18 protein-coding genes are annotated in these 18920 nt (G+C 63.9%); 11 read left to right on the forward strand and 7 right to left on the reverse strand.

Features of this window, described 5'->3' with window-relative positions:
- Positions 1–85: 85 nt before the first annotated feature.
- Positions 86–472: an MAPEG family protein gene (locus IFT80_RS16235; RefSeq protein ID WP_192137876.1), complete on the forward strand. Its 387-nt coding sequence runs from the start codon at positions 86–88 to the stop codon at positions 470–472.
- A 55-nt stretch (positions 473–527) separates the two neighbouring features.
- Here IFT80_RS16235 and IFT80_RS16240 read toward each other — a convergent pair whose 3' ends face one another.
- The 3 genes from IFT80_RS16240 to IFT80_RS16250 form a co-directional block, all read right to left on the reverse strand.
- Positions 528–935 carry a DUF1090 domain-containing protein gene (locus IFT80_RS16240; protein WP_122479821.1) on the reverse strand — a complete coding sequence of 136 codons (408 nt, stop codon included), beginning with the start codon at positions 933–935 and terminating at the stop codon, positions 528–530.
- Between the two features lie 256 nt (positions 936–1191).
- Positions 1192–2385 carry a methionine adenosyltransferase gene (gene metK, locus IFT80_RS16245; RefSeq protein WP_122479820.1) on the reverse strand — a complete coding sequence of 398 codons (1194 nt, stop codon included), beginning with the start codon at positions 2383–2385 and terminating at the stop codon, positions 1192–1194.
- Positions 2386–2397: 12 nt separating this feature from the next.
- Positions 2398–3399: a metalloregulator ArsR/SmtB family transcription factor gene (locus IFT80_RS16250; RefSeq protein WP_185794744.1), complete on the reverse strand. Its 1002-nt coding sequence runs from the start codon at positions 3397–3399 to the stop codon at positions 2398–2400.
- 192 nt (positions 3400–3591) lie between these two features.
- Here IFT80_RS16250 and tkt point away from each other — a divergent pair, with 192 nt between their 5' ends.
- The 10 genes from tkt (at position 3592) to IFT80_RS16300 (ending at position 13376) form a co-directional block, all read left to right on the forward strand.
- Entirely contained in the window at positions 3592–5589 is a 1998-nt protein-coding gene (gene tkt, locus IFT80_RS16255) for a transketolase (RefSeq protein WP_192137877.1), read from the forward strand.
- A gap of 247 nt (positions 5590–5836) precedes the next feature.
- Positions 5837–6892: an erythrose-4-phosphate dehydrogenase gene (epd, locus tag IFT80_RS16260; protein ID WP_122479817.1), complete on the forward strand. Its 1056-nt coding sequence runs from the start codon at positions 5837–5839 to the stop codon at positions 6890–6892.
- 14 nt (positions 6893–6906) lie between these two features.
- Entirely contained in the window at positions 6907–8070 is a 1164-nt protein-coding gene (locus IFT80_RS16265; protein ID WP_192055008.1) for a phosphoglycerate kinase, read from the forward strand.
- A gap of 27 nt (positions 8071–8097) precedes the next feature.
- Entirely contained in the window at positions 8098–8319 is a 222-nt protein-coding gene (locus IFT80_RS16270; protein WP_122479815.1) for a hypothetical protein, read from the forward strand.
- 103 nt (positions 8320–8422) lie between these two features.
- Entirely contained in the window at positions 8423–8635 is a 213-nt protein-coding gene (locus IFT80_RS16275) for a hypothetical protein (RefSeq protein ID WP_122479814.1), read from the forward strand.
- Between the two features lie 22 nt (positions 8636–8657).
- Complete coding sequence (locus IFT80_RS16280) at positions 8658–8984, forward strand: MliC family protein (RefSeq protein ID WP_122479813.1); 327 nt, start codon at positions 8658–8660, stop codon at positions 8982–8984.
- Positions 8985–9090: 106 nt separating this feature from the next.
- Complete coding sequence (gene fba / locus IFT80_RS16285; protein ID WP_043192347.1) at positions 9091–10155, forward strand: class II fructose-bisphosphate aldolase; 1065 nt, start codon at positions 9091–9093, stop codon at positions 10153–10155.
- Positions 10156–10381: 226 nt separating this feature from the next.
- A complete protein-coding gene (locus IFT80_RS16290) occupies positions 10382–12511 on the forward strand; it encodes a putative bifunctional diguanylate cyclase/phosphodiesterase (protein ID WP_192137878.1) in 2130 nt (709 codons plus the stop codon).
- A gap of 56 nt (positions 12512–12567) precedes the next feature.
- Positions 12568–13068, forward strand: coding sequence for a M48 metallopeptidase family protein (locus tag IFT80_RS16295; protein ID WP_185794749.1), 501 nt, complete (start codon positions 12568–12570; stop codon positions 13066–13068).
- Between the two features lie 11 nt (positions 13069–13079).
- The gene (locus IFT80_RS16300; protein ID WP_049861413.1) at positions 13080–13376 is read left to right on the forward strand and encodes a winged helix-turn-helix domain-containing protein; all 297 of its coding nucleotides are present in this window, start codon (positions 13080–13082) and stop codon (positions 13374–13376) included.
- Here the strand turns inward: IFT80_RS16300 and IFT80_RS16305 are convergent.
- From IFT80_RS16305 to dbpA, 4 genes are all read right to left on the reverse strand, one after another.
- The gene (locus tag IFT80_RS16305) at positions 13367–13834 is read right to left on the reverse strand and encodes a GNAT family N-acetyltransferase (protein WP_192055005.1); all 468 of its coding nucleotides are present in this window, start codon (positions 13832–13834) and stop codon (positions 13367–13369) included. The two genes, IFT80_RS16300 and IFT80_RS16305, sit on opposite strands and share 10 nt — an antisense overlap.
- 31 nt (positions 13835–13865) lie before the next feature.
- A complete protein-coding gene (gene yccS, locus IFT80_RS16310) occupies positions 13866–16058 on the reverse strand; it encodes a YccS family putative transporter (RefSeq protein ID WP_185794750.1) in 2193 nt (730 codons plus the stop codon).
- Positions 16059–16256: 198 nt separating this feature from the next.
- Positions 16257–17435: an aminoacetone oxidase family FAD-binding enzyme gene (locus IFT80_RS16315; RefSeq protein WP_192055003.1), complete on the reverse strand. Its 1179-nt coding sequence runs from the start codon at positions 17433–17435 to the stop codon at positions 16257–16259.
- A gap of 145 nt (positions 17436–17580) precedes the next feature.
- Complete coding sequence (gene dbpA / locus IFT80_RS16320) at positions 17581–18918, reverse strand: ATP-dependent RNA helicase DbpA (RefSeq protein ID WP_244652461.1); 1338 nt, start codon at positions 18916–18918, stop codon at positions 17581–17583.
- Positions 18919–18920 lie beyond the last annotated feature (2 nt).

Consider the following 18920-nt stretch of genomic DNA (forward strand, 5'->3'; position numbering starts at 1 on the left):
GAACCTTTCGCGGCGTGTGTCCTCTTAGTGTGTATCGAGCGTGCATGGGCACATCGGTATGGAAGACTCGAACAAGGAACTCTGTATGACCGTCGCCTTCTGGTGTGTCTTGATCGCTTTGGTATTGCCCTACGCATGCGCCTATATCGCCAAGTTCACTGGCGGCAACTTCGGCTTGCGCCACAACCATGATCCGCGTGCCTACCTCGACGCGCTGGAGGGCTTGCCCAAGCGGGCCCACGCCGCGCAGTTGAACAGTTTCGAAATTCTTCCCGGCTTCATCGCCGCAGTGGTCATTTCCGATATCGTCGGCAATGCGCAACAGGTGACGCTCGACGTGCTGGCAGTGGTGTTCATCACTACACGCCTGCTGTACATCATCTGTTACCTGGCCGACTGGGCTGCCTTGCGGTCGTTGGTATGGTTCACCGGGTTCGCGATCATCGTCAGTTACTTCTTCGTCTCGATATAGCGGCACTTTGCGTACAGGCGGCGGATCATCGAGATGACTCGCCGCGCAATGCTCGTTACTTGTCCAGCTCATCCATTGCTTCTTGCAATTCCTTGCGCGACTCGGCGAGTTTGTCCTTGCGCTTGTTGATCTTCTCCGAATCGCCTTTCTTCATGGCTTTGTCTAGGTCGCTTTGACGCTTGCTGACTTCGCGCTTGGCATCGAGCACTTTGCCTTCCCGTTCCTTGCGCAGCGAATTGTCGGTGCAGTTGGTCTGGATCTCGCGCAGTGCGGTGTTCAGGCCATCGACCTGATTCTGGTTGCCGTTGGCCTTGGCAACGGCGATCTGTGCCTGCACGTTCTGCTGCTTGGCGGTGCAACCGGTGGCCACTGCCGCCACGGCGGGGGCAGGAGGGGCAGCCATCGCCGGGGCGACGAGCACACCGGTGACCAGCAAAGCGCACAGGGAGGAAAGCTTGTTCATGGTGACTCCGTGAATATGATTCTGAATAGTTGACGATGAATTGAAGTAAATTTCTGTAGGACGCGTCCTATTCGTGGCACCACGTATCGAGTTGCTGCAGTGGCCCACGACATGATCCTTCCATTGAAGGACCTTTTGCCGGCCAGGTCAAAGCCGTCTCGCCTCGAAGCAGGCCTGCGCCGTTTGCGACGACACAAAAAAGCCCCGGCCAGTCACCCGGCCGGGGCTTTTCGTGTACTGCTGTCAGGCGCCTGGCTTACTTGAGGCCGGCGGCGTCGCGCAGGGCCGCGGCACGGTCGGTGCGCTCCCAGGTGAACGCGGTGAAGGTGTCGTCGCCTACGGTCATTTCCACCGGCGCCCGGCCGAAGTGGCCGTAGGCCGCGGTGGCCTGGTACATCGGGTGCAGCAGGTCGAGCATGGTGGTGATGGCATACGGACGCAGGTCGAAGTGCGCACGCACCAGCTTGACGATCTGGTCGTCGCTGATCTTGCCGGTGCCGAAGGTGTTGATCGAGATCGACGTGGGCTGGGCCACGCCGATGGCGTAGGACACCTGGATCTCGCAGCGCTCGGCCAGGCCGGCGGCGACGATATTCTTGGCCACGTAGCGACCGGCGTAGGCCGCAGAGCGGTCGACCTTGGACGGATCCTTGCCGGAGAACGCACCGCCACCGTGGCGGGCCATGCCGCCGTAGCTGTCGACGATGATCTTGCGTCCGGTCAGGCCACAGTCACCCACCGGGCCACCGATGATGAAGTTGCCGGTCGGGTTGATGTGAAACTGGGTGTCCTTGTGCAGCAGTTCGGCCGGCAACACGTGCTTGACGATCAACTCCATCACGCCTTCGCGCAGGTCCTTGTAGGACACGTCCGGGTTGTGCTGGGTCGACAGCACCACTGCATCGATGCCCACGACCTTGCCGCCTTCGTACTGGCAGGTGACCTGCGACTTGGCATCGGGGCGCAGCCACGGCAGCAGGCCGGACTTGCGCGCTTCGGCCTGGCGCTCGACCAGGCGATGCGAGAAGCAGATCGGCGCGGGCATTAACACGTCGGTTTCGTTGCTGGCATAGCCGAACATCAGGCCCTGGTCGCCTGCGCCCTGATCTTCCGGCCTGCTGCGGTCCACGCCCTGGGCGATGTCCACCGACTGCTTGCCGATGATGTTCATGACCGCACAGGTGGCGCCGTCGAAGCCGACATCGGAGCTGTTGTAGCCGATGTCGACGATGACCTTGCGCACGATGTCTTCCAAGTCGACCCAGGCCGACGTGCTGACTTCGCCGGCGATGATCGCCACGCCGGTCTTGACCAGGGTTTCGCAAGCCACGCGGGCGAACTTGTCCTGGGTGATGATGGCGTCCAGCACCGCGTCGGAAATCTGGTCGGCGATCTTGTCCGGGTGTCCTTCAGAGACGGACTCGGAGGTGAAAAGGGAGTATTCGCTCATCTCGACGGTTTCCTAAATTGACCGATGGTGAGTGTCGCCAGCCGGCCGCGAGAAATGTCGGACCTGAATCTGGAAACCATTACGTAAGCCCACGTAGAGGCTCTCTCCGGGTACAAGCCCCGCAGCGGTGGCCCAACGGGCCAGATCTTCCTGTTCGAAACCCAACCAGAGATCACCGCAGGCCTCCTTGGCCCAACTCTGGTTGTGGCTGCACAATTCTGTGACCAAAAGACTGCCACCCGGTTGCACGCGCTGGGCCAGATGACCGAGGGCCTGCTGCGGGTCGCTGAAGTGGTGCAGGACCATGTTCAGCACCACGCAGTCGGCGCGCAGGCTGGTGGGTGCCAAGGCATCGACCAGCTCCAGGCGCACGTTGCCCAACCGCTCGCGCAGGCAGACCTGACGCGCCAGTTCGAGCATGGCCGGGCTGTTGTCCTGCGCCGTGACCTGAGCAAAGCGCCGCGCCAGCTCGGGCAAGAAGCCGCCGTCGCCAGGGCCCACTTCCAAGGCGCTGGCCTGGCTGGCGAAGCTGAGTTTGTCGAGCAGGGCCAGCAGGCTTTCGCGGTACTGCGGCAAGCCGGCGATGAGGTCCTGCTGGGCGCGGAATTTTTCTTCCATGCGCGAGAAGAAATCTTCGCTGGCCGCCGCGCGCTGGCGCTGCACCACGGCCATGCGCACCTGGGCCTCGGCCGGCAGGCTCAACGCGTCGACCTCTTCGAGCAAGGCGCTGTGCAGGCGCCCGCCCAGCGCGCGAGCGTTGGGCAGGGCGCGGCGGTAGAAAATCGCGTTGCCCTCGCGGCGGGTAGCCACCAGGTCGGCCTGGGCGAGCACCTTGAGGTGATGGCTCATGCCCGACTGGCCCACTGCGAAGATCTGCGCCAGCTCCAGCACGCCGAACGAATCGCTGGCCAGCGCGCGCAGCACGTTGAGGCGCAGTGGATCGCCGCCGGCCTTGCACAGGGCCGCCAGATCGTCACTTGCCTGATGGTCGAAAGCAGGGGCGCGCAGGTTCATAGGTTCGGCAGTCTAGTGAGCGATGCGCAGCCTCGCAAGACCAATATCAAAAAGTTTTGATATTGGTTCGCAGCTGGTGCGGCCGTGCATTTGCCCGCTGGGGCAAATGTCCGATTGCCCAACCCCCTGCCGGTGGGGGAAAATGTCGTTCTTTGTTGTATCCCTGCCTACACAGACCCCAGGAGACATGCGATGCCCAGCCGTCGTGAGCGCGCCAATGCCATTCGTGCACTGAGCATGGATGCCGTGCAAAAAGCCAACAGCGGCCACCCAGGTGCCCCCATGGGCATGGCGGATATCGCCGAAGTGCTGTGGCGTGACTTCCTCAAGCACAACCCGGCCAACCCGGCGTTCGCCAACCGCGACCGTTTCGTCATGTCCAACGGCCACGGCTCGATGCTGGTCTATTCGCTGCTGCACCTCACCGGCTACGACCTGGGCATCGAGGACCTGAAGAATTTCCGCCAGCTGCACAGCCGCACCCCGGGCCACCCCGAGTACGGCTACACCCCAGGCGTGGAAACCACCACCGGCCCACTGGGTCAGGGCCTGGCCAACGCCGTCGGTTTCGCCATTGCAGAAAAAGTGCTGGCGGCGCAGTTCAACCGCGACAGCCACAAGATCGTCGATCACAACACCTATGTGTTCCTCGGCGACGGCTGCATGATGGAAGGCATCTCCCACGAAGTGAGCGCGCTGGCCGGCACCCTGGGCCTGGGCAAGCTGATCGCTTTCTACGATGACAACGGCATCTCCATCGACGGCGAAGTCGAGGGCTGGTTCACCGACGACACGCCGAAACGCTTCGAAGCCTACGGCTGGCAAGTGATTCGCAACGTCGACGGCCACGATGCGGACGAAATCAAGACCGCCATCGAGACCGCACGCAAGAGCGAGCAGCCCACCCTGATCTGCTGCAAGACCACCATCGGCTTTGGCTCGCCGAACAAGCAGGGCAAGGAAGACTGCCACGGCGCGCCACTGGGTGCCGAAGAGATCGCTTTGACCCGCGCCGCGCTGAAGTGGAACCACGGCCCGTTCGAAATCCCGGCCGACATCTACAAGGAATGGGACGCCAAGGAAGCCGGCGTTGCCGTGGAAGCCGAGTGGAACCAGCGCTTCGCTGCCTATTCCGCCGCCTACCCCGAACTGGCCAATGAATTCGTGCGGCGCATGAGCGGTGAGCTGCCAGCCGATTTCTCCGAAAAGGCCAGCGCCTACATCGCCGAAGTGGCCGCCAAGGGCGAGACCATCGCCAGCCGCAAGGCCAGCCAGAACGCCTTGAACGCCTTTGGCCCATTGCTGCCGGAAATTCTCGGTGGCTCGGCCGACCTGGCCGGTTCCAACCTGACCCTGTGGAAAGGCTGCAAGGGTGTCGAAGCAGATGACGCCGCCGGCAACTACATCTATTATGGCGTACGCGAATTCGGCATGAGCGCGATCATGAACGGCATCGCCCTGCATGGCGGCTTCGTGCCGTACGGCGCGACCTTCCTGATCTTCATGGAATACGCACGCAACGCGGTACGCATGTCGGCGCTGATGAAGAAGCGCGTGATCTACGTATTCACCCACGACTCCATCGGTCTGGGCGAAGATGGCCCGACCCACCAGCCGATCGAACAGCTGGCCAGCCTGCGCTGCACCCCGAACCTCGACACCTGGCGTCCTGCCGATGCGGTCGAGTCGGCGGTAGCATGGAAATTCGCCCTCGAGCGCGACGACGGTCCATCGGCGCTGATCTTCTCGCGTCAAAACCTCGATCACCAGACCCGCGACCAGGCCCAACTGGCCGATATCACCCGTGGCGGCTATGTGCTCAAGGATTGTGCTGGCGAGCCTGAGTTGATCCTGATTGCCACCGGTTCCGAGGTTGGTCTGGCGGTGAAGGCATTCGACAAACTCACCGAGCAGGGCCGCAACGTGCGCGTCGTGTCGATGCCGTGCACCAGCGTGTTCGACGCGCAGGACGCGGGTTACAAGCAGTCGGTGTTGCCGCTGCAGGTCAGCGCGCGCATCGCCATCGAGGCGGCGCATGCCGACTACTGGTACAAGTACGTGGGCCTGGAAGGCCGCGTGATCGGCATGACCAGCTTTGGCGAGTCGGCACCGGCGCCGGCCTTGTTCGAAGAGTTCGGTTTCACCCTGGAGAATATCCTGGCCACCGCCGAAGAATTGCTCGAAGACTGATCCACACCCGCGTAGGAGCGGTCATCGGCCGCGAAGGGCGTGCTGCGGTGTGTCAGGTGTACCGCGGCGAGGCTTTCGCGGCCACGGACCGCTCCTACGGGGATTGCGGACCTCCTGTAGGAGCGGTCATCGGCCGCGAAGGGCGTGCTGCGGTGTGTCAGGTGTACCGCGGCGAGGCTTTCGCGGCCACGGACCGCTCCTACGGGTGGTCCTCGGATGCTCATAATAATTCCAGGCGTACTTGCTCATGTCTTCTCCACGCCCCTACAGAGTCGCTCTCAACGGTTACGGCCGCATCGGTCGCTGCGTGCTGCGTGCGTTGTGCGAGCGCGGTGCGCAGGCCGAGTTCGAGGTGGTGGCGATCAACGACCTGGCCGACATGGCCAGCATCGAGTACCTCACGCGCTTCGATTCGACCCACGGCCGCTTTCCCGGTGAAGTCACGGTGGATGCCGACCACCTGTTGATCAACGGTCAACGCATACGCGTCACCCGCAGTGCCACGCCCGAAGCGATCGACTGGGCCGCGCTCGACATCGACCTGGTGCTCGAATGCTCCGGGGCCTACAACACCCGCGGCGACGGCCAGCGTTTCCTGGCCGCCGGCGCACCGGCCGTGCTGTTTTCCCAGCCCATGGCCAGCGAAGCCGACGTCGATGCCACCATCGTCTTCGGTATCAATCAGGACTGCCTCAGCGGACGCGAACGGCTGGTTTCCAACGCGTCCTGCACCACCAATTGCGGCGTGCCACTGTTGCGCCTGCTGGATCAGGCCATCGGCCTGGAATACGTGTCCATCACCACCATTCACTCGGCCATGAACGACCAGCCGGTGATCGACGCCTACCACCACGAAGACCTTCGCCGTACGCGCTCGGCATTCCAGTCGGTCATTCCGGTTTCCACCGGCCTGGCCCGTGGCATCGAACGGCTGCTGCCGGAACTTGCCGGTCGAATCCAGGCCAAAGCAGTGCGCGTGCCGACTGTCAACGTGTCATGCCTGGACATTACCCTGCAGATGGCGCGCGACACCTGTGCCGTGGAGGTCAACCGGATTCTCTACGAAGCAGCGTGCAGTGGCCCGTTGCAGGGGCTGCTGGCCTACACCGAGTTGCCGCACGCCAGTTGTGATTTCAACCACGACCCTCATTCGGCCATCGTCGATGCCAGCCAGACCCGCGTTTCCGGCCCGCGCCTGGTGAACCTGCTGGCCTGGTTCGACAACGAATGGGGTTTTGCCAATCGAATGCTCGACGTTGCGGGGCATTACCTGCGCGTCATGAACAATTCCAAACGAGCTTGAAAGGACTGAACGCAATGACCGTGTTGAAGATGACCGACCTCGACCTGCAAGGTAAGCGCGTACTGATTCGCGAAGACCTCAACGTACCCGTCAAGGATGGCAAGGTAACCAGCGACGCGCGCATCCTCGCCTCGTTGCCCACCATCAAGCTGGCCCTGGGGAAGGGCGCGGCGGTAATGGTCTGCTCGCACCTGGGCCGGCCCACCGAAGGCGAATTCTCTGCCGAGAACAGCCTCAAGCCGGTGGCCGAGTACCTGAGCAAGGCCTTGGGCCGCGACGTGCCGCTGGTCGCCGACTACCTGGACGGCGTCCAGGTCGAGGCGGGTGATGTGGTGCTGTTCGAGAACGTGCGCTTCAACAAGGGCGAGAAAAAGAACGCCGACGAGCTGGCTCAACGCTACGCGGCGCTGTGCGACGTGTTCGTGATGGACGCATTCGGCACTGCGCACCGCGCCGAAGGCTCTACCCACGGCGTGGCCAAGTTCGCCAAGGTGGCCGCAGCCGGCCCGCTGCTGTCCGCAGAGCTTGAAGCGCTGGGCAAGGCACTGGGCGCCCCGGCCAAGCCGATGGCCGCCATCGTTGCCGGCTCCAAGGTCTCGACCAAGCTGGACGTGCTCAATAGCCTCAGCGGCATCTGCGACCAGCTGATCGTGGGCGGTGGCATTGCCAACACCTTCCTGGCCGCAGCCGGGCACAAGGTTGGCAAGTCGCTGTACGAGCCTGACCTGCTCGACACGGCGCGCGCCATCGCGGCCAAAGTCAGCGTGCCGCTGCCGGTCGATGTGGTGGTGGCCAAGGAGTTCGCCGAAAGCGCCGAAGCCACGGTCAAGCTCATTGCCGACGTAGCCGATGACGACATGATCCTCGACATCGGTCCACAGACCGCCGAGCACTTTGCCGAGCTGCTCAAGTCGTCCAAGACCATTCTGTGGAACGGCCCGGTAGGGGTGTTCGAGTTCGATCAGTTCAGCAACGGCACCCAGGTATTGGCCAAGGCGATCGCGCAGAGCCCGGCCTTTTCCATTGCCGGTGGCGGCGATACCCTGGCGGCCATCGACAAGTACGGCGTCGCTGGCGACATCTCCTACATCTCGACTGGCGGCGGTGCGTTCCTCGAGTTCGTCGAGGGCAAGGTGCTGCCGGCCGTGGAAATGCTGGAACAGCGGGCCAAGGCCTGACGTCCTTTGAGGCTCGAGGAGAAACGGATGCTCAAGGCACCCACCCTGGCGTTGCTGATCGGCCTGCTGGCCGGCTGTTCCGGTGCGCCGGCAACATCGGTCGACGACGGTCCGGCGGCGATCCGTGGCGGCTGTTCGCAGTCGCAGTGGCAGGCCGAAAGCATCCCAGTGGTCGGCAAGCGCATGGGGCCTGAGGCTCTGGAGCGCTACGAGCCGGAACAGCAGGCGCAGGCACCGGGTTGTCCGTGAGGGCAACCAATGGCGCTTGCCAGGGGTCTTCTGTGGTGAGTTTCACGATTATCACTGCCTTTGGCACCAAGATTATCTGTGCCTGCGGCACAAGGAGTTCACCATGAAGATCGGTTCCGCGACATTCGGTTTGGCCACCCTGCTGGCAGCGGCGCTGTCCAGCGGTTGCATGAGTTCAGGCGCCGGCAGCGCCTGTGAAGTGTTCAGCCCGGTGTCTGTGGTGACGCCCACGACTCAGGACGATCAACGGGTGCAGACCAACGCCACTGGTGCGCCGGCCGGTGCCCGGAACACGGCACAGGATTGCGGCGCGTGAGCCAGTGCCCAGAGGTATATGAATGAAAGGCGGTTTGGCAATAATGGCAATGGCGCTGCTTTCTGGCTGCGCCTACCTGGATAAGCCGATGCCGGTGTCCCCCGACTGGACACGCTGGCAGTGCGACAGCCAGGTCGAGGTGCAATGGCGGTACAGTGTCGCCGACAAGAGCGCGATGCAGGTGCGCCTCGCCGGCAGCGACAAGCAGTACGCCTTGACGCCCCAGGCCGGCGCCGAGGGCGAGCTGTTCAGCGATGGTGTGCTGGCGTTCCACAAGAAAGGTGACGAAGGCCTGGTGTACTGGGTCGCCACCGACGATTTGATTGGCCGGGGCTGCAAGGCTCCGTGACGGCTGGGCCCACTGCGCCAGACCGATGATAGGCATTACTTCAAGAGCGGCCGCCGATGCGGCGAGCTGCAACGATCAACGACCCTGAACCGGGAGACACAAGACAATGGCACTTATCAGCATGCGTCAGATGCTGGATCACGCCGCCGAATTCGGCTACGGCGTACCAGCTTTCAACGTCAACAACCTCGAGCAGATGCGCGCCATCATGGAAGCGGCCGACAAGACCGATTCCCCGGTCATCGTCCAGGCTTCGGCCGGCGCCCGCAAATACGCCGGTGCGCCGTTCCTGCGCCACTTGATCCTGGCGGCGATCGAAGAATTCCCGCACATCCCGGTGTGCATGCACCAGGACCACGGCACCAGCCCCGACATCTGCCAGCGTTCGATCCAGCTGGGCTTCAGCTCGGTGATGATGGACGGCTCGCTGGGCGTCGACGGCAAGACCCCTACCGACTACGACTACAACGTGCGCGTGACTTCGCAGACCGTTTCCTTCGCCCACGCCTGCGGTGTGTCGGTAGAGGGCGAGCTGGGCTGCCTGGGTTCGCTGGAAACCGGTCAGGCCGGTGAAGAAGACGGCGTGGGCGCCGAAGGCATCCTGGATCACAGCCAGATGCTCACCGACCCGGAAGAGGCGGCCGATTTCGTCGCCAAGACCCAGGTCGACGCCCTGGCCATCGCCATCGGCACCAGCCACGGCGCCTACAAGTTCACCAAGCCGCCTACCGGCGACATCCTGGCGATCGACCGCATCAAGGCGATCCATGCGCGCATTCCCAACACTCACCTGGTGATGCACGGCTCCTCGTCGGTGCCGCAGGAATGGCTGGCGATCATCAACGAGTACGGCGGCGCCATCAAGGAAACCTACGGCGTGCCGGTCGAGGAAATCGTCGAAGGTATCAAGTACGGCGTGCGCAAGGTCAACATCGACACTGACCTGCGCCTGGCCTCCACCGGTGCGATCCGCCGTTTCATGGCGCAGAACCCGGCCGAGTTCGACCCGCGCAAATATTTCGCCGAAACCGTGAAAGCCATGCGTGACGTCTGCATCGCCCGCTACGAAGCATTCGGCACCGCCGGCAACGCCTCGAAGATCAAGCCGATCTCCCTGGAAGGCATGTTCCAGCGCTATGCCAGCGGCGAGTTGAACGCCAAGGTCAACTAAGCCTTACCGCTGTCGAAAAACCCGCCTGTTGGCGGGTTTTTTCGTTCTGGCGCGGTGTTCTGGGCAGGGTACTGCCTTTTGAGCAGGGCGCGCCGTCCATCGGCGAGTGCTCATTCGTGACGCAAACCGTGGGAAATTGTCCTACAGCTTTGTGCCGAGCCCGTCTAAAGTAACGCAAGAAGTTTCCGGGCGAATCCGGATTCAGCACGTCTGAACGAGTATTAGCATGGAATGCGCCCCTGATCCGTCCGTTGACGGTGGTTCCACGTTGTTGGTGGTCGACGATTATCCGGAAAACCTGCTGAGCATGAGAGCCCTGCTCGAGCGCCAGGACTGGCAGGTGGTGACCGCAGCTTCCGGTGTCGAAGCGCTGGGCAAACTGCTAGAGCATGAGGTCGATCTGGTGCTGCTCGACGTGCAGATGCCGGGTATGGACGGTTTCGAAGTGGCTCGTCTGATGCGCGGCAGCCAGCGCACGCGCCTGACCCCGATCATCTTCCTGACTGCCAACGAGCAGTCGCAGGCTTCCGTGCTCAAGGGCTACGCCACAGGGGCGGTGGACTATCTGTTCAAACCGTTCGACCCGCAGATCCTGCGGCCCAAGGTCCAGGCGTTGCTCGAACAGCAGCGCAACCGGCGTGACCTGCAGCGTTTGAGCCGTGACCTGGAAGCGGCCCGCGCCTTCAATGCCTCGGTGCTGGAAAATGCCGGTGAGGGCATTCTGGTGGTCAACGAGCACGGTCTGATCACCTTCGCCAATCCGGCCATCTCGCGCCTGCTGGGCGCCACGGTCGAGCAACTGCAGCGCGGCGTGCTGGCGGATTACCTGCACAAGCCGCAGATTCCCGAATGGTCCGAGTCCGACTTCTACCGCGCCTACAGCACGCGCAATACCTACCGGGTGCATGATGCGCTGCTGCGCACGGCCAACGGCCAGCAGTTGCCGGTGGCTCTGTCGTGCGCGCCGTTGCCCGGCGAGCAGCGCGCCATGGTGGTGACGATCCTCGACATGTCGGTGGTGCGCAGCCTGCACCAGCAGTTGGAATACCAGGCGGTGACCGACCCGCTGACCGGGCTGCTCAACCGCCGCGGTTTCTATCAGGCCGTGGAGAGCGCGCTGGTGCGCAACGAGCGTGCGGAAAAGGCTCAGGCGCTGCTGTATCTGGATCTGGACGGCTTCAAGCGTATCAACGACAGCCATGGTCACGACGCTGGGGACAGGGCCCTGCGCTGGGTGGCCGAACAGCTCAAAGCGGTGCTGCGGCCCTTCGACGTGGTGGCGCGCATGGGTGGCGACGAATTCACTGCGCTGCTGGACAACCTCGACTACCCCGAGCAGGCCGCCAAGGTGGCCGAAAAGCTCATGGAACGCATCGCCATCGAGCAGACCGTGGATGGCGTGGACATCAGCCTGGGCGTCAGCATCGGCATTGCCACCTACCCCGAATGTGGCACCAATCTGGACAGCCTGCTGCGCGCTGCCGATATCGCCATGTATGCCGCCAAGCAGGCCGGTCGCCAGCAATACCGCTATTACGATCAGGATTTGAACGGTCGCGCGCGCTCGCGTCTGCTGCTGGAAACCAGTGTCGGTGAAGCCATCGAGAACCGTGATTTCAGTTTGGTCTACCAGCCCCAGGTGTCCCTGCTCGATGGGCGTCTGCGCGGTTTCGAGACGCTGTTGCGCTGGTGTCATCCCAGCGTCGGCGACGTACAGCCGGGGCTGTTCATTCCCTTGCTCGAACAGGCGCGACTGATCAGTCGCCTGGCGAGCTGGATCTACACCGAAGGCGCCGCCCAGCGCCGCGCCTGGTCCAGCCGTTTTCCCGCCGAACTGGTGCTCAGCATCAGCCTGAGCAATGCCCAGTTCGCCATGCCCAACCTGGTGGCCGAACTGCAACGCGCGATTGCCTTGCATGGGTTGCGCCCGCGTCAGCTCGAGGTGGAGGTAGTGGAGTGCTCGCTGATGCACAACCTGCCCCAGGCAACAGCGCAGTTGCAGCAGCTGCGCAACCTCGGTGTGCGTATCGCCCTGGATGATTTCGGTACCGGCCCGTGCTCGCTGAAACTGCTGCGCGACTTGCCCATCGACACGCTCAAGCTGGACCGTCACCTGATCGCTCGACTGCCCGACTCCAAGCCCGATGGCGTGTTCGCGCGCAGTGTTATCCAGGCCTGCAACGCGTTCGACATCACGGTGATCGCCGAGGGGGTGGAAACCGCCGAGCAATGTCAGTGGCTGCGCGCCGCCGGTTGCGAGTGGATCCAGGGCTTCGTGATCGCCCGGCCATTGACGGCGCAGGCCGCCAGCGACTTTCCGCTGGTCAGCGCGGGCGTGCAGCCGGCAGCGGTGTGACGCCAGCGCCGCGCAGGCGTTACACTGGACACCTTTCTCAAGTCGAAACAGGCACCATGACCGCGCTGAAGTACCTGCAAGCCTACCCACCCGCACTGCAGGAGCAGGTCCGGCAACTGATCGCGCGCGGACAGCTGGCGGACTACCTGAGCCAGCGCTATCCGGATCGCCACGCCGTGCAGAGCGACAAGGCGCTGTACAACTATGCCATGGCCCTGAAGCAGGAGTACCTGCGCAACGCGCCGGCCATCGACAAGGTGCTGTTCGACAACCGCCTGGACCTGACGCATCGCGCACTGGGCCTGCACACCGCGGTTTCGCGGGTTCAGGGCGGCAAGCTCAAGGCCAAGAAGGAAATCCGCATCGCTTCGCTGTTCAAGGACGCGGCGCCGCAGTTTCTGCAGATGATCGTGGTGCATGAGCTGGCGCATTTCCGCGAGAGCGACCACAACAAGGCGTTCTACCAGCTGTGCGAACACATGCTGCCCGGTTATCAACAGTTGGAATTCGACCTGCGTGTCTACCTGACCTACCGTGATCTGCCCCCGCCGCCGTGAAGGATATTCCCATGCAAGTCAGCAAGACCCGCAGCAGTTTCTATCGCCGGCTCTACGTGGCCTGGCTGATCGACAGTGGCCAGGCGGCCACTGTGCCGGCCCTCATCGAGGCTACCGGGATGCCCCGGCGCACGGCCCAGGACACCATTGCGGCGCTGGCCGACCTGGACATCGCCTGCGAATTCGAGCAGCAGGATGGCGAGCGCAACCACATCGGTCGCTACGTGATCAGGCAGTGGGGGGCGATCGACCGTGAATGGATCGGCCAGAACCTGGGGCAGATCCGTCAGGTACTCGGTTACCCCTGAGCCTCGACGCGCCGGTACATGGCGATGTGCGCAATGTTGTCCTCCAGGTATTCCTGGCCGTGGGCAATGAAGCCGTAGCGGCCGTAATAGCCTTGCAGATGAGCCTGGGCCGATAGCTTTATCGGCATTTGCGGCCAGCGCCGCGCGGCGTGCTCCAGAGCGTTGGCCAGCAGCGCGTGGCCCAGGCCGGTACCGCGCGCAGATGGGGCAGTGATCACTCGGCCGATCACCACGTCACCGCTCTGTGTGGAAGGGTCGAGCAGGCGCAGGTAGGCCACCAGGCGGCCCTCGCTCCAAGCCAGCAGGTGACAGGTGTCGGCGTACAGGTCCTGCCCATCGACATCCTGATAGGGGCATTGCTGCTCGACCACGAAGACTTCGCTGCGCAGGCGCAGGATTTCGTACAGCTGGTGCACATCCAGCTCGCTGTGGTGCATGCACATCCATTCGATGGCCATGGTTACCTCGTTCAAGGTTTCGGTTGCGCCGCTAGCTGGCGGCAGCTGCGGTCGGGCCTTTGATCAAGTGCGCGGCCAGGGTGCGCAGTGGCCCCAGCTGCCGACAGATCAGCGCCAGTTGGGTCTGCATCAGACGCTGGCCTTCGTCGATCTCCTCGGGCATCTGTTCCAGTTCGTCGGCCAGCGCTTCCTCGCTGTCGCTCTGCACCTGCACCGGCACACGCGTGGCGAGGCCCGTGGCAATTTCGTCGATGCTGCGCGCCAGGCTTTCGCCGGCCCCCCCGATCAATTGTTCGCGCGCTTCGGCCGGCAACTCGGTGCCACGGTGGGCACCCAGCCCGGACAGGTAGCTGAGCAGGGTGTGCGACAGCACCAGGAAGCGGAAGCCGACGTCGGCTTCCTTGCGGAAGTGGCCGGGCTCCATGAGCATGTTGGCCAAGGTGGTGGAAAGCGCAGCGTCGGCATTGTGGGCGTTGCGCCGTGCCAGGCGATAGGCGAGGTCGTCGCTCTTGCCGTTGGCGTATTGCTGCATGATCTGGCGCAGGTAGATGCTGTTGCAGGTCAAGGTGTTGGCCAGCACTTTGTTCAGCTTGCGACCCTGCCAGTCGGGCAGGAACAGGAACACCGCCAGGCCGGCGATCAGGCTGCCGAGCAGGGTGTCGAACAGCCGTGGCAGGAACAGCCCGTAGCCGTCGCCCGTCTGGTTGAAGCAGAACAGCACCATCAAGGTGATGGCGGCGGTTGCCAGGGTGTAGCGCGTGGTGCGGTTGACGAAGAACACCAGGCCGGCGCCGATGGCGAACAGCGACTGCACGATGGGGCTGGGGAACAGGTCGAACAGCGCCCAGCCCACGGTCAGGCCGATGGCGGTGCCGATGATCCGCTGGCCCAGCTTGCGCCGGGTGGCGCCGTAGCTGGGCTGGCACACGAACAAGGTCGTCAGCATGATCCAGTAGCCCTGGCTGGGGTGGATCAGGTGGACCATGGCGTAGCAGATCACCAGTGCCAGGGGCAGGCGCAGGGCATGGCGGAAAAGCAGCGAGGTGGGCGTGAGGTTCTGCCGGATGCGGCCCCAGAAGTCTTTCAGAGTGTGCGGCGAGCGGTCCAGCAGGCTGCTGTCGCGGGCATCGGCCAGGCGGTCGGGATTGCCGGCGTCGCTGAGCAGGCGGTCGAGGGTGCCGAGGTTGGCCGCCAGCGCGCGCAGCGACCGCAACAGGCCGCGCCAGGCCGGGTTGCTCTGGATCCGCAGGTGTTCGAGCGAAGCGTGCAGGTCGCTCAAGGCCTCGGCGAAGCTGTCGTCGTAGATGAACGGCTGGCGCAACTGGATCGACTCGCCCAGCCGCTGGCAGGCCACGCCCTGCTGGCGCAGCAGGCGCTGACAGCGAAACAGCACATCACTGTGGAAGAAGGCGTCGGCCAATGCGTTGTAGGGGTAGTGCGAGGAACTGGCGCGCTCGTGGATGTCCTGGGCCAGGAAGTACAGCTTCAGGTAGCGGCTGACCTTGGAGCCGGGACGGCCGTTGCCGACTCGGTGCAGGATGATTTCCTTGGCCGCGTTGAGCGCGGCCACGACCCGACCGTTCTGCTTGGCGAGCTCCAGGCGGCGGGCTTCCACGTCCAGCTGGCGGATCGGTTCGAACAGGCTCGACTTGAGCTTGAGGTACTGCCCCAGCTCGCTGAACAGCCGCGCCAGGGCCTGTTGCACCGGCTGGTTGGAAAACAGCACCTGCCACAGCACCGACAGCAGGCCATACCAGGCGGCGCCGGCCACCAGCAGCACCGGCTCGCGCCACAGGTTGCTGACTTCGCCGCCACGCTGGTCGACGCCGATCATGGTGTAGACCGAGAGGATCAGGGTGGCGTAGGCGATGGCACCGTAGCGCTCGCCGAGCGCGCCGAGCATGGTCAGGGCGAAGCTGGCCACGGCCAGGGCCGTGACGAAGATGTAGGGGTAGGGGAACAACAGTTCAACGGCGAAAGCGGCGACGGTGAAGCACGACAGGGTGGCTGCCAGGGCGCGGATGCGGCCTTGCCAGTTGTCGTCGGTTTCAGCCAGGGCGCAGGCGATGATGCCCAGGAACAGTGGCACCAGCAGGCGCATCTCGTTTTCGTACCAGCACAGCGCCATGCTGCCGGACAGCGCGATGAACACCCGTACGCTGTAGCTGAATTTGTCCAGCGCCCACAAGCGGCGCATCGATTGACGGAACGACCTGGATGCCATGAAGAAGGAGTCGACCTGTAGGCGAGGGAACTGATGAACGGCGTCAATCTACCATTGTCGGCGCACGCCCGATACTGCGCGACGGCCCCTGACGCGGCTTGCGCCGCTGCTACAGGGGCGGTGGCGGATCGAGAGAGTGTGGGGACTCTGTAGCAGCGGCGCGAGCCGCGTCCGGCAGCGTCGCAGATCCCCGGCGTGCTACACGTACTGCGCGGCTGCGTATCCGGAGGCCCACGCCCACTGGAAATTGAAGCCGCCCAGATGCCCGCTGACATCGAGCACCTCGCCGATGAAATACAACCCTGGGCTCTTCAGCGATTCCAGGGTCTTGGACGACACCTCGCGGGTATCGACGCCGCCCAGGGTCACCTCGGCGGTGCGATAGCCTTCGGTGCCGGCCGGCACCAACTGCCAGGCGCCCAGTGCGTTCGCTACCGTCTGCAGCTCGGCCGGGGTGTACTGCTTCATCGGCTTGGACACGAACCAGTGCTCGGCCAACAGGTTGGCCATTTTCTTGGTGAAGACTTCACCCAGCAGGGTCTTGAGCTCCGAATTGGGCCGCTCGGCCTGCTGTTGCTGCAGCCACGCCAACGCATCGTGATCGGGCAGCAGGTTGATCTCGACGGTGTCGCCGGGCTGCCAGAACGAGGAAATCTGCAGGATCGCCGGCCCGCTCAGGCCGCGATGGGTGAACAGCAGGTTCTCGCGAAACGCCTGGTCGTTGCAGCTGGCCACACAATCCACCGAGGTGCCGGACAACTCGGTGCAGATGTCCTTGAGCTGGTCGGTGATGGTGAACGGCACCAGCCCTGCGCGGGTGGGCAGCACACTGTGACCGAACTGGCGGGCGATCTGGTAGCCGAAGCCGGTCGCGCCCAGGGTCGGAATCGACAGCCCGCCAGTGGCCACCACCAACGACTGGCACGCCAGCAGGCCCAATGAAGTCTGCAAACGATAGCCTTCGGCGGTTTTCTCGATGGACTGCACCGAGGTGTCCATACGCAACTCGACGCCGGCGCTTTCGCACTCGGCCAGCAGCAGGCCGAGGATGTCACTGGACTTGTTGTCGCAGAACAGTTGGCCGAGTTTCTTCTCGTGGTAGAGCACGCCGTGCTTGGCCACCATGGCGATGAAATCCCACTGGGTATAGCGCGCCAGGGCAGACTTGCAGAAGTGCGGGTTCTGCGAGAGGAAGTTGGCCGGTTCGGTGTACATGTTGGTGAAGTTGCAGCGACCGCCGCCGGACATGAGGATCTTCTTGCCCGGCTTGTTGGCGTGGTCGATCAGCAGTACCTCGCGGCCTCGCTGTGCAGCGCTTAAGGCGCACATGAGGCCGGCGGCACCGGCGCCGATGATGATGACGGGGGTAGAGCGCACTGCTGGGTCCTCTCGAATCGGGGGTATCAGGGGAGGCCTCTTCGCGGGCAGAGCCTCGCTCCCACAAGGTTAAGCGTTCGGACATCACCCTGTGGGAGCGGGGCGGGCGGCGAGCCCTCTGCCCGCGAAGAGGCCTGGCCTGCGGTCAGAGAATCCGCACGCGCAGCGAACGGCCCTTGATCTTGCCGCTGTTCAGACGCTGCAGCGCCTGCTTGGCGATCCCGCGTTCCACGGCCACGTAGGCCTGGAAATCGAAAATGGCGATCTTGCCGACCTGGGTACCGGGAATGCCCGCATCGCCAGTCAGCGCGCCGAGGATGTCGCCCGGCCGTACCTTGTCCTTGCGCCCGGCGCCGATGCACAGGGTGCTCATTGGCGGCAGCAGCGGCTCGCCGCCCTTGGAAGTCAGGCTGTCGAGTTCGGCCCAGGCCAGCGGCGACTTCTGCAGTTGCTCGATGGCCTGGGCGCGGTGCGCCTCGGCGGGAGCGACGAAGCTGATGGCCAGGCCTTTCTCGCCGGCGCGACCGGTACGGCCCACGCGGTGGATATGAATTTCCGAGTCACGCGCCAGCTCGACGTTGATCACCATGTCCAGGGCATCGATGTCCAGGCCACGGGCGGCCACGTCGGTGGCCACCAGCACGGACGTACTGCGGTTGGCGAACATTGCCAGAACCTGGTCGCGGTCGCGCTGTTCCAGGTCGCCATGCAGCGCCACGGCGCTGATCCCCTTGCTGGTCAGGTGATCGACCACTTCCTGGCATTGCTGCTTGGTGTAGCAGAAGGCAACGCACGACTGTGGGCGGAAGTGGCCCAGGGCGCGCACCACGGCGGCCATGCGGTCATCCGGCGAGATTTCGTAGAAACGCTGCTCGATCTGGCTGTCGGCATGCAGTGCCTCGGCCTTGACCTGCTGGGGGTCGCGCATGAACTTGGACGACAGCTGCTTGATGCCGACCGGGTAGGTGGCCGAGAACAGCAAGGTCTGCCGGCGTTCCGGGGTCTGCTCGATGATGTCGGCGATAGAGTCGTAGAAGCCCATGTCGAGCATGCGGTCGGCTTCGTCGAGCACCAGCGTGTTGAGCCCGTCGAGCACCAGCGAACCTTTGCGCAGGTGTTGCTGGATGCGTCCCGGCGTGCCGACGATGATGTGCGCGCCGTGTTCCAGCGAGGCGATCTGCGGGCCGAACGACACGCCGCCGCACAGGGTCAGCACCTTGATGTTGTCTTCGGCGCGGGCCAGGCGACGGATTTCCTTGGCCACCTGGTCGGCCAGCTCGCGCGTGGGGCACATGATCAGCGCCTGGCAGCCGAAATAGCGCGGGTTGATCGGGTTCAGCAGGCCGATGCCGAACGCGGCCGTCTTGCCGCTGCCGGTCTTGGCCTGGGCGATCAGGTCCATGCCCTTGAGAATCACCGGCAGGCTCTGCGCCTGGATCGGCGTCATCTGGGCATACCCGAGGGATTCCAGGTTGGCCAGCATGG

Origin of the sequence: Pseudomonas sp. CFBP 8771, from assembly GCF_014841695.1 — a bacterium.
In the GTDB taxonomy this organism is placed as follows: domain Bacteria; phylum Pseudomonadota; class Gammaproteobacteria; order Pseudomonadales; family Pseudomonadaceae; genus Aquipseudomonas; species Aquipseudomonas baltica.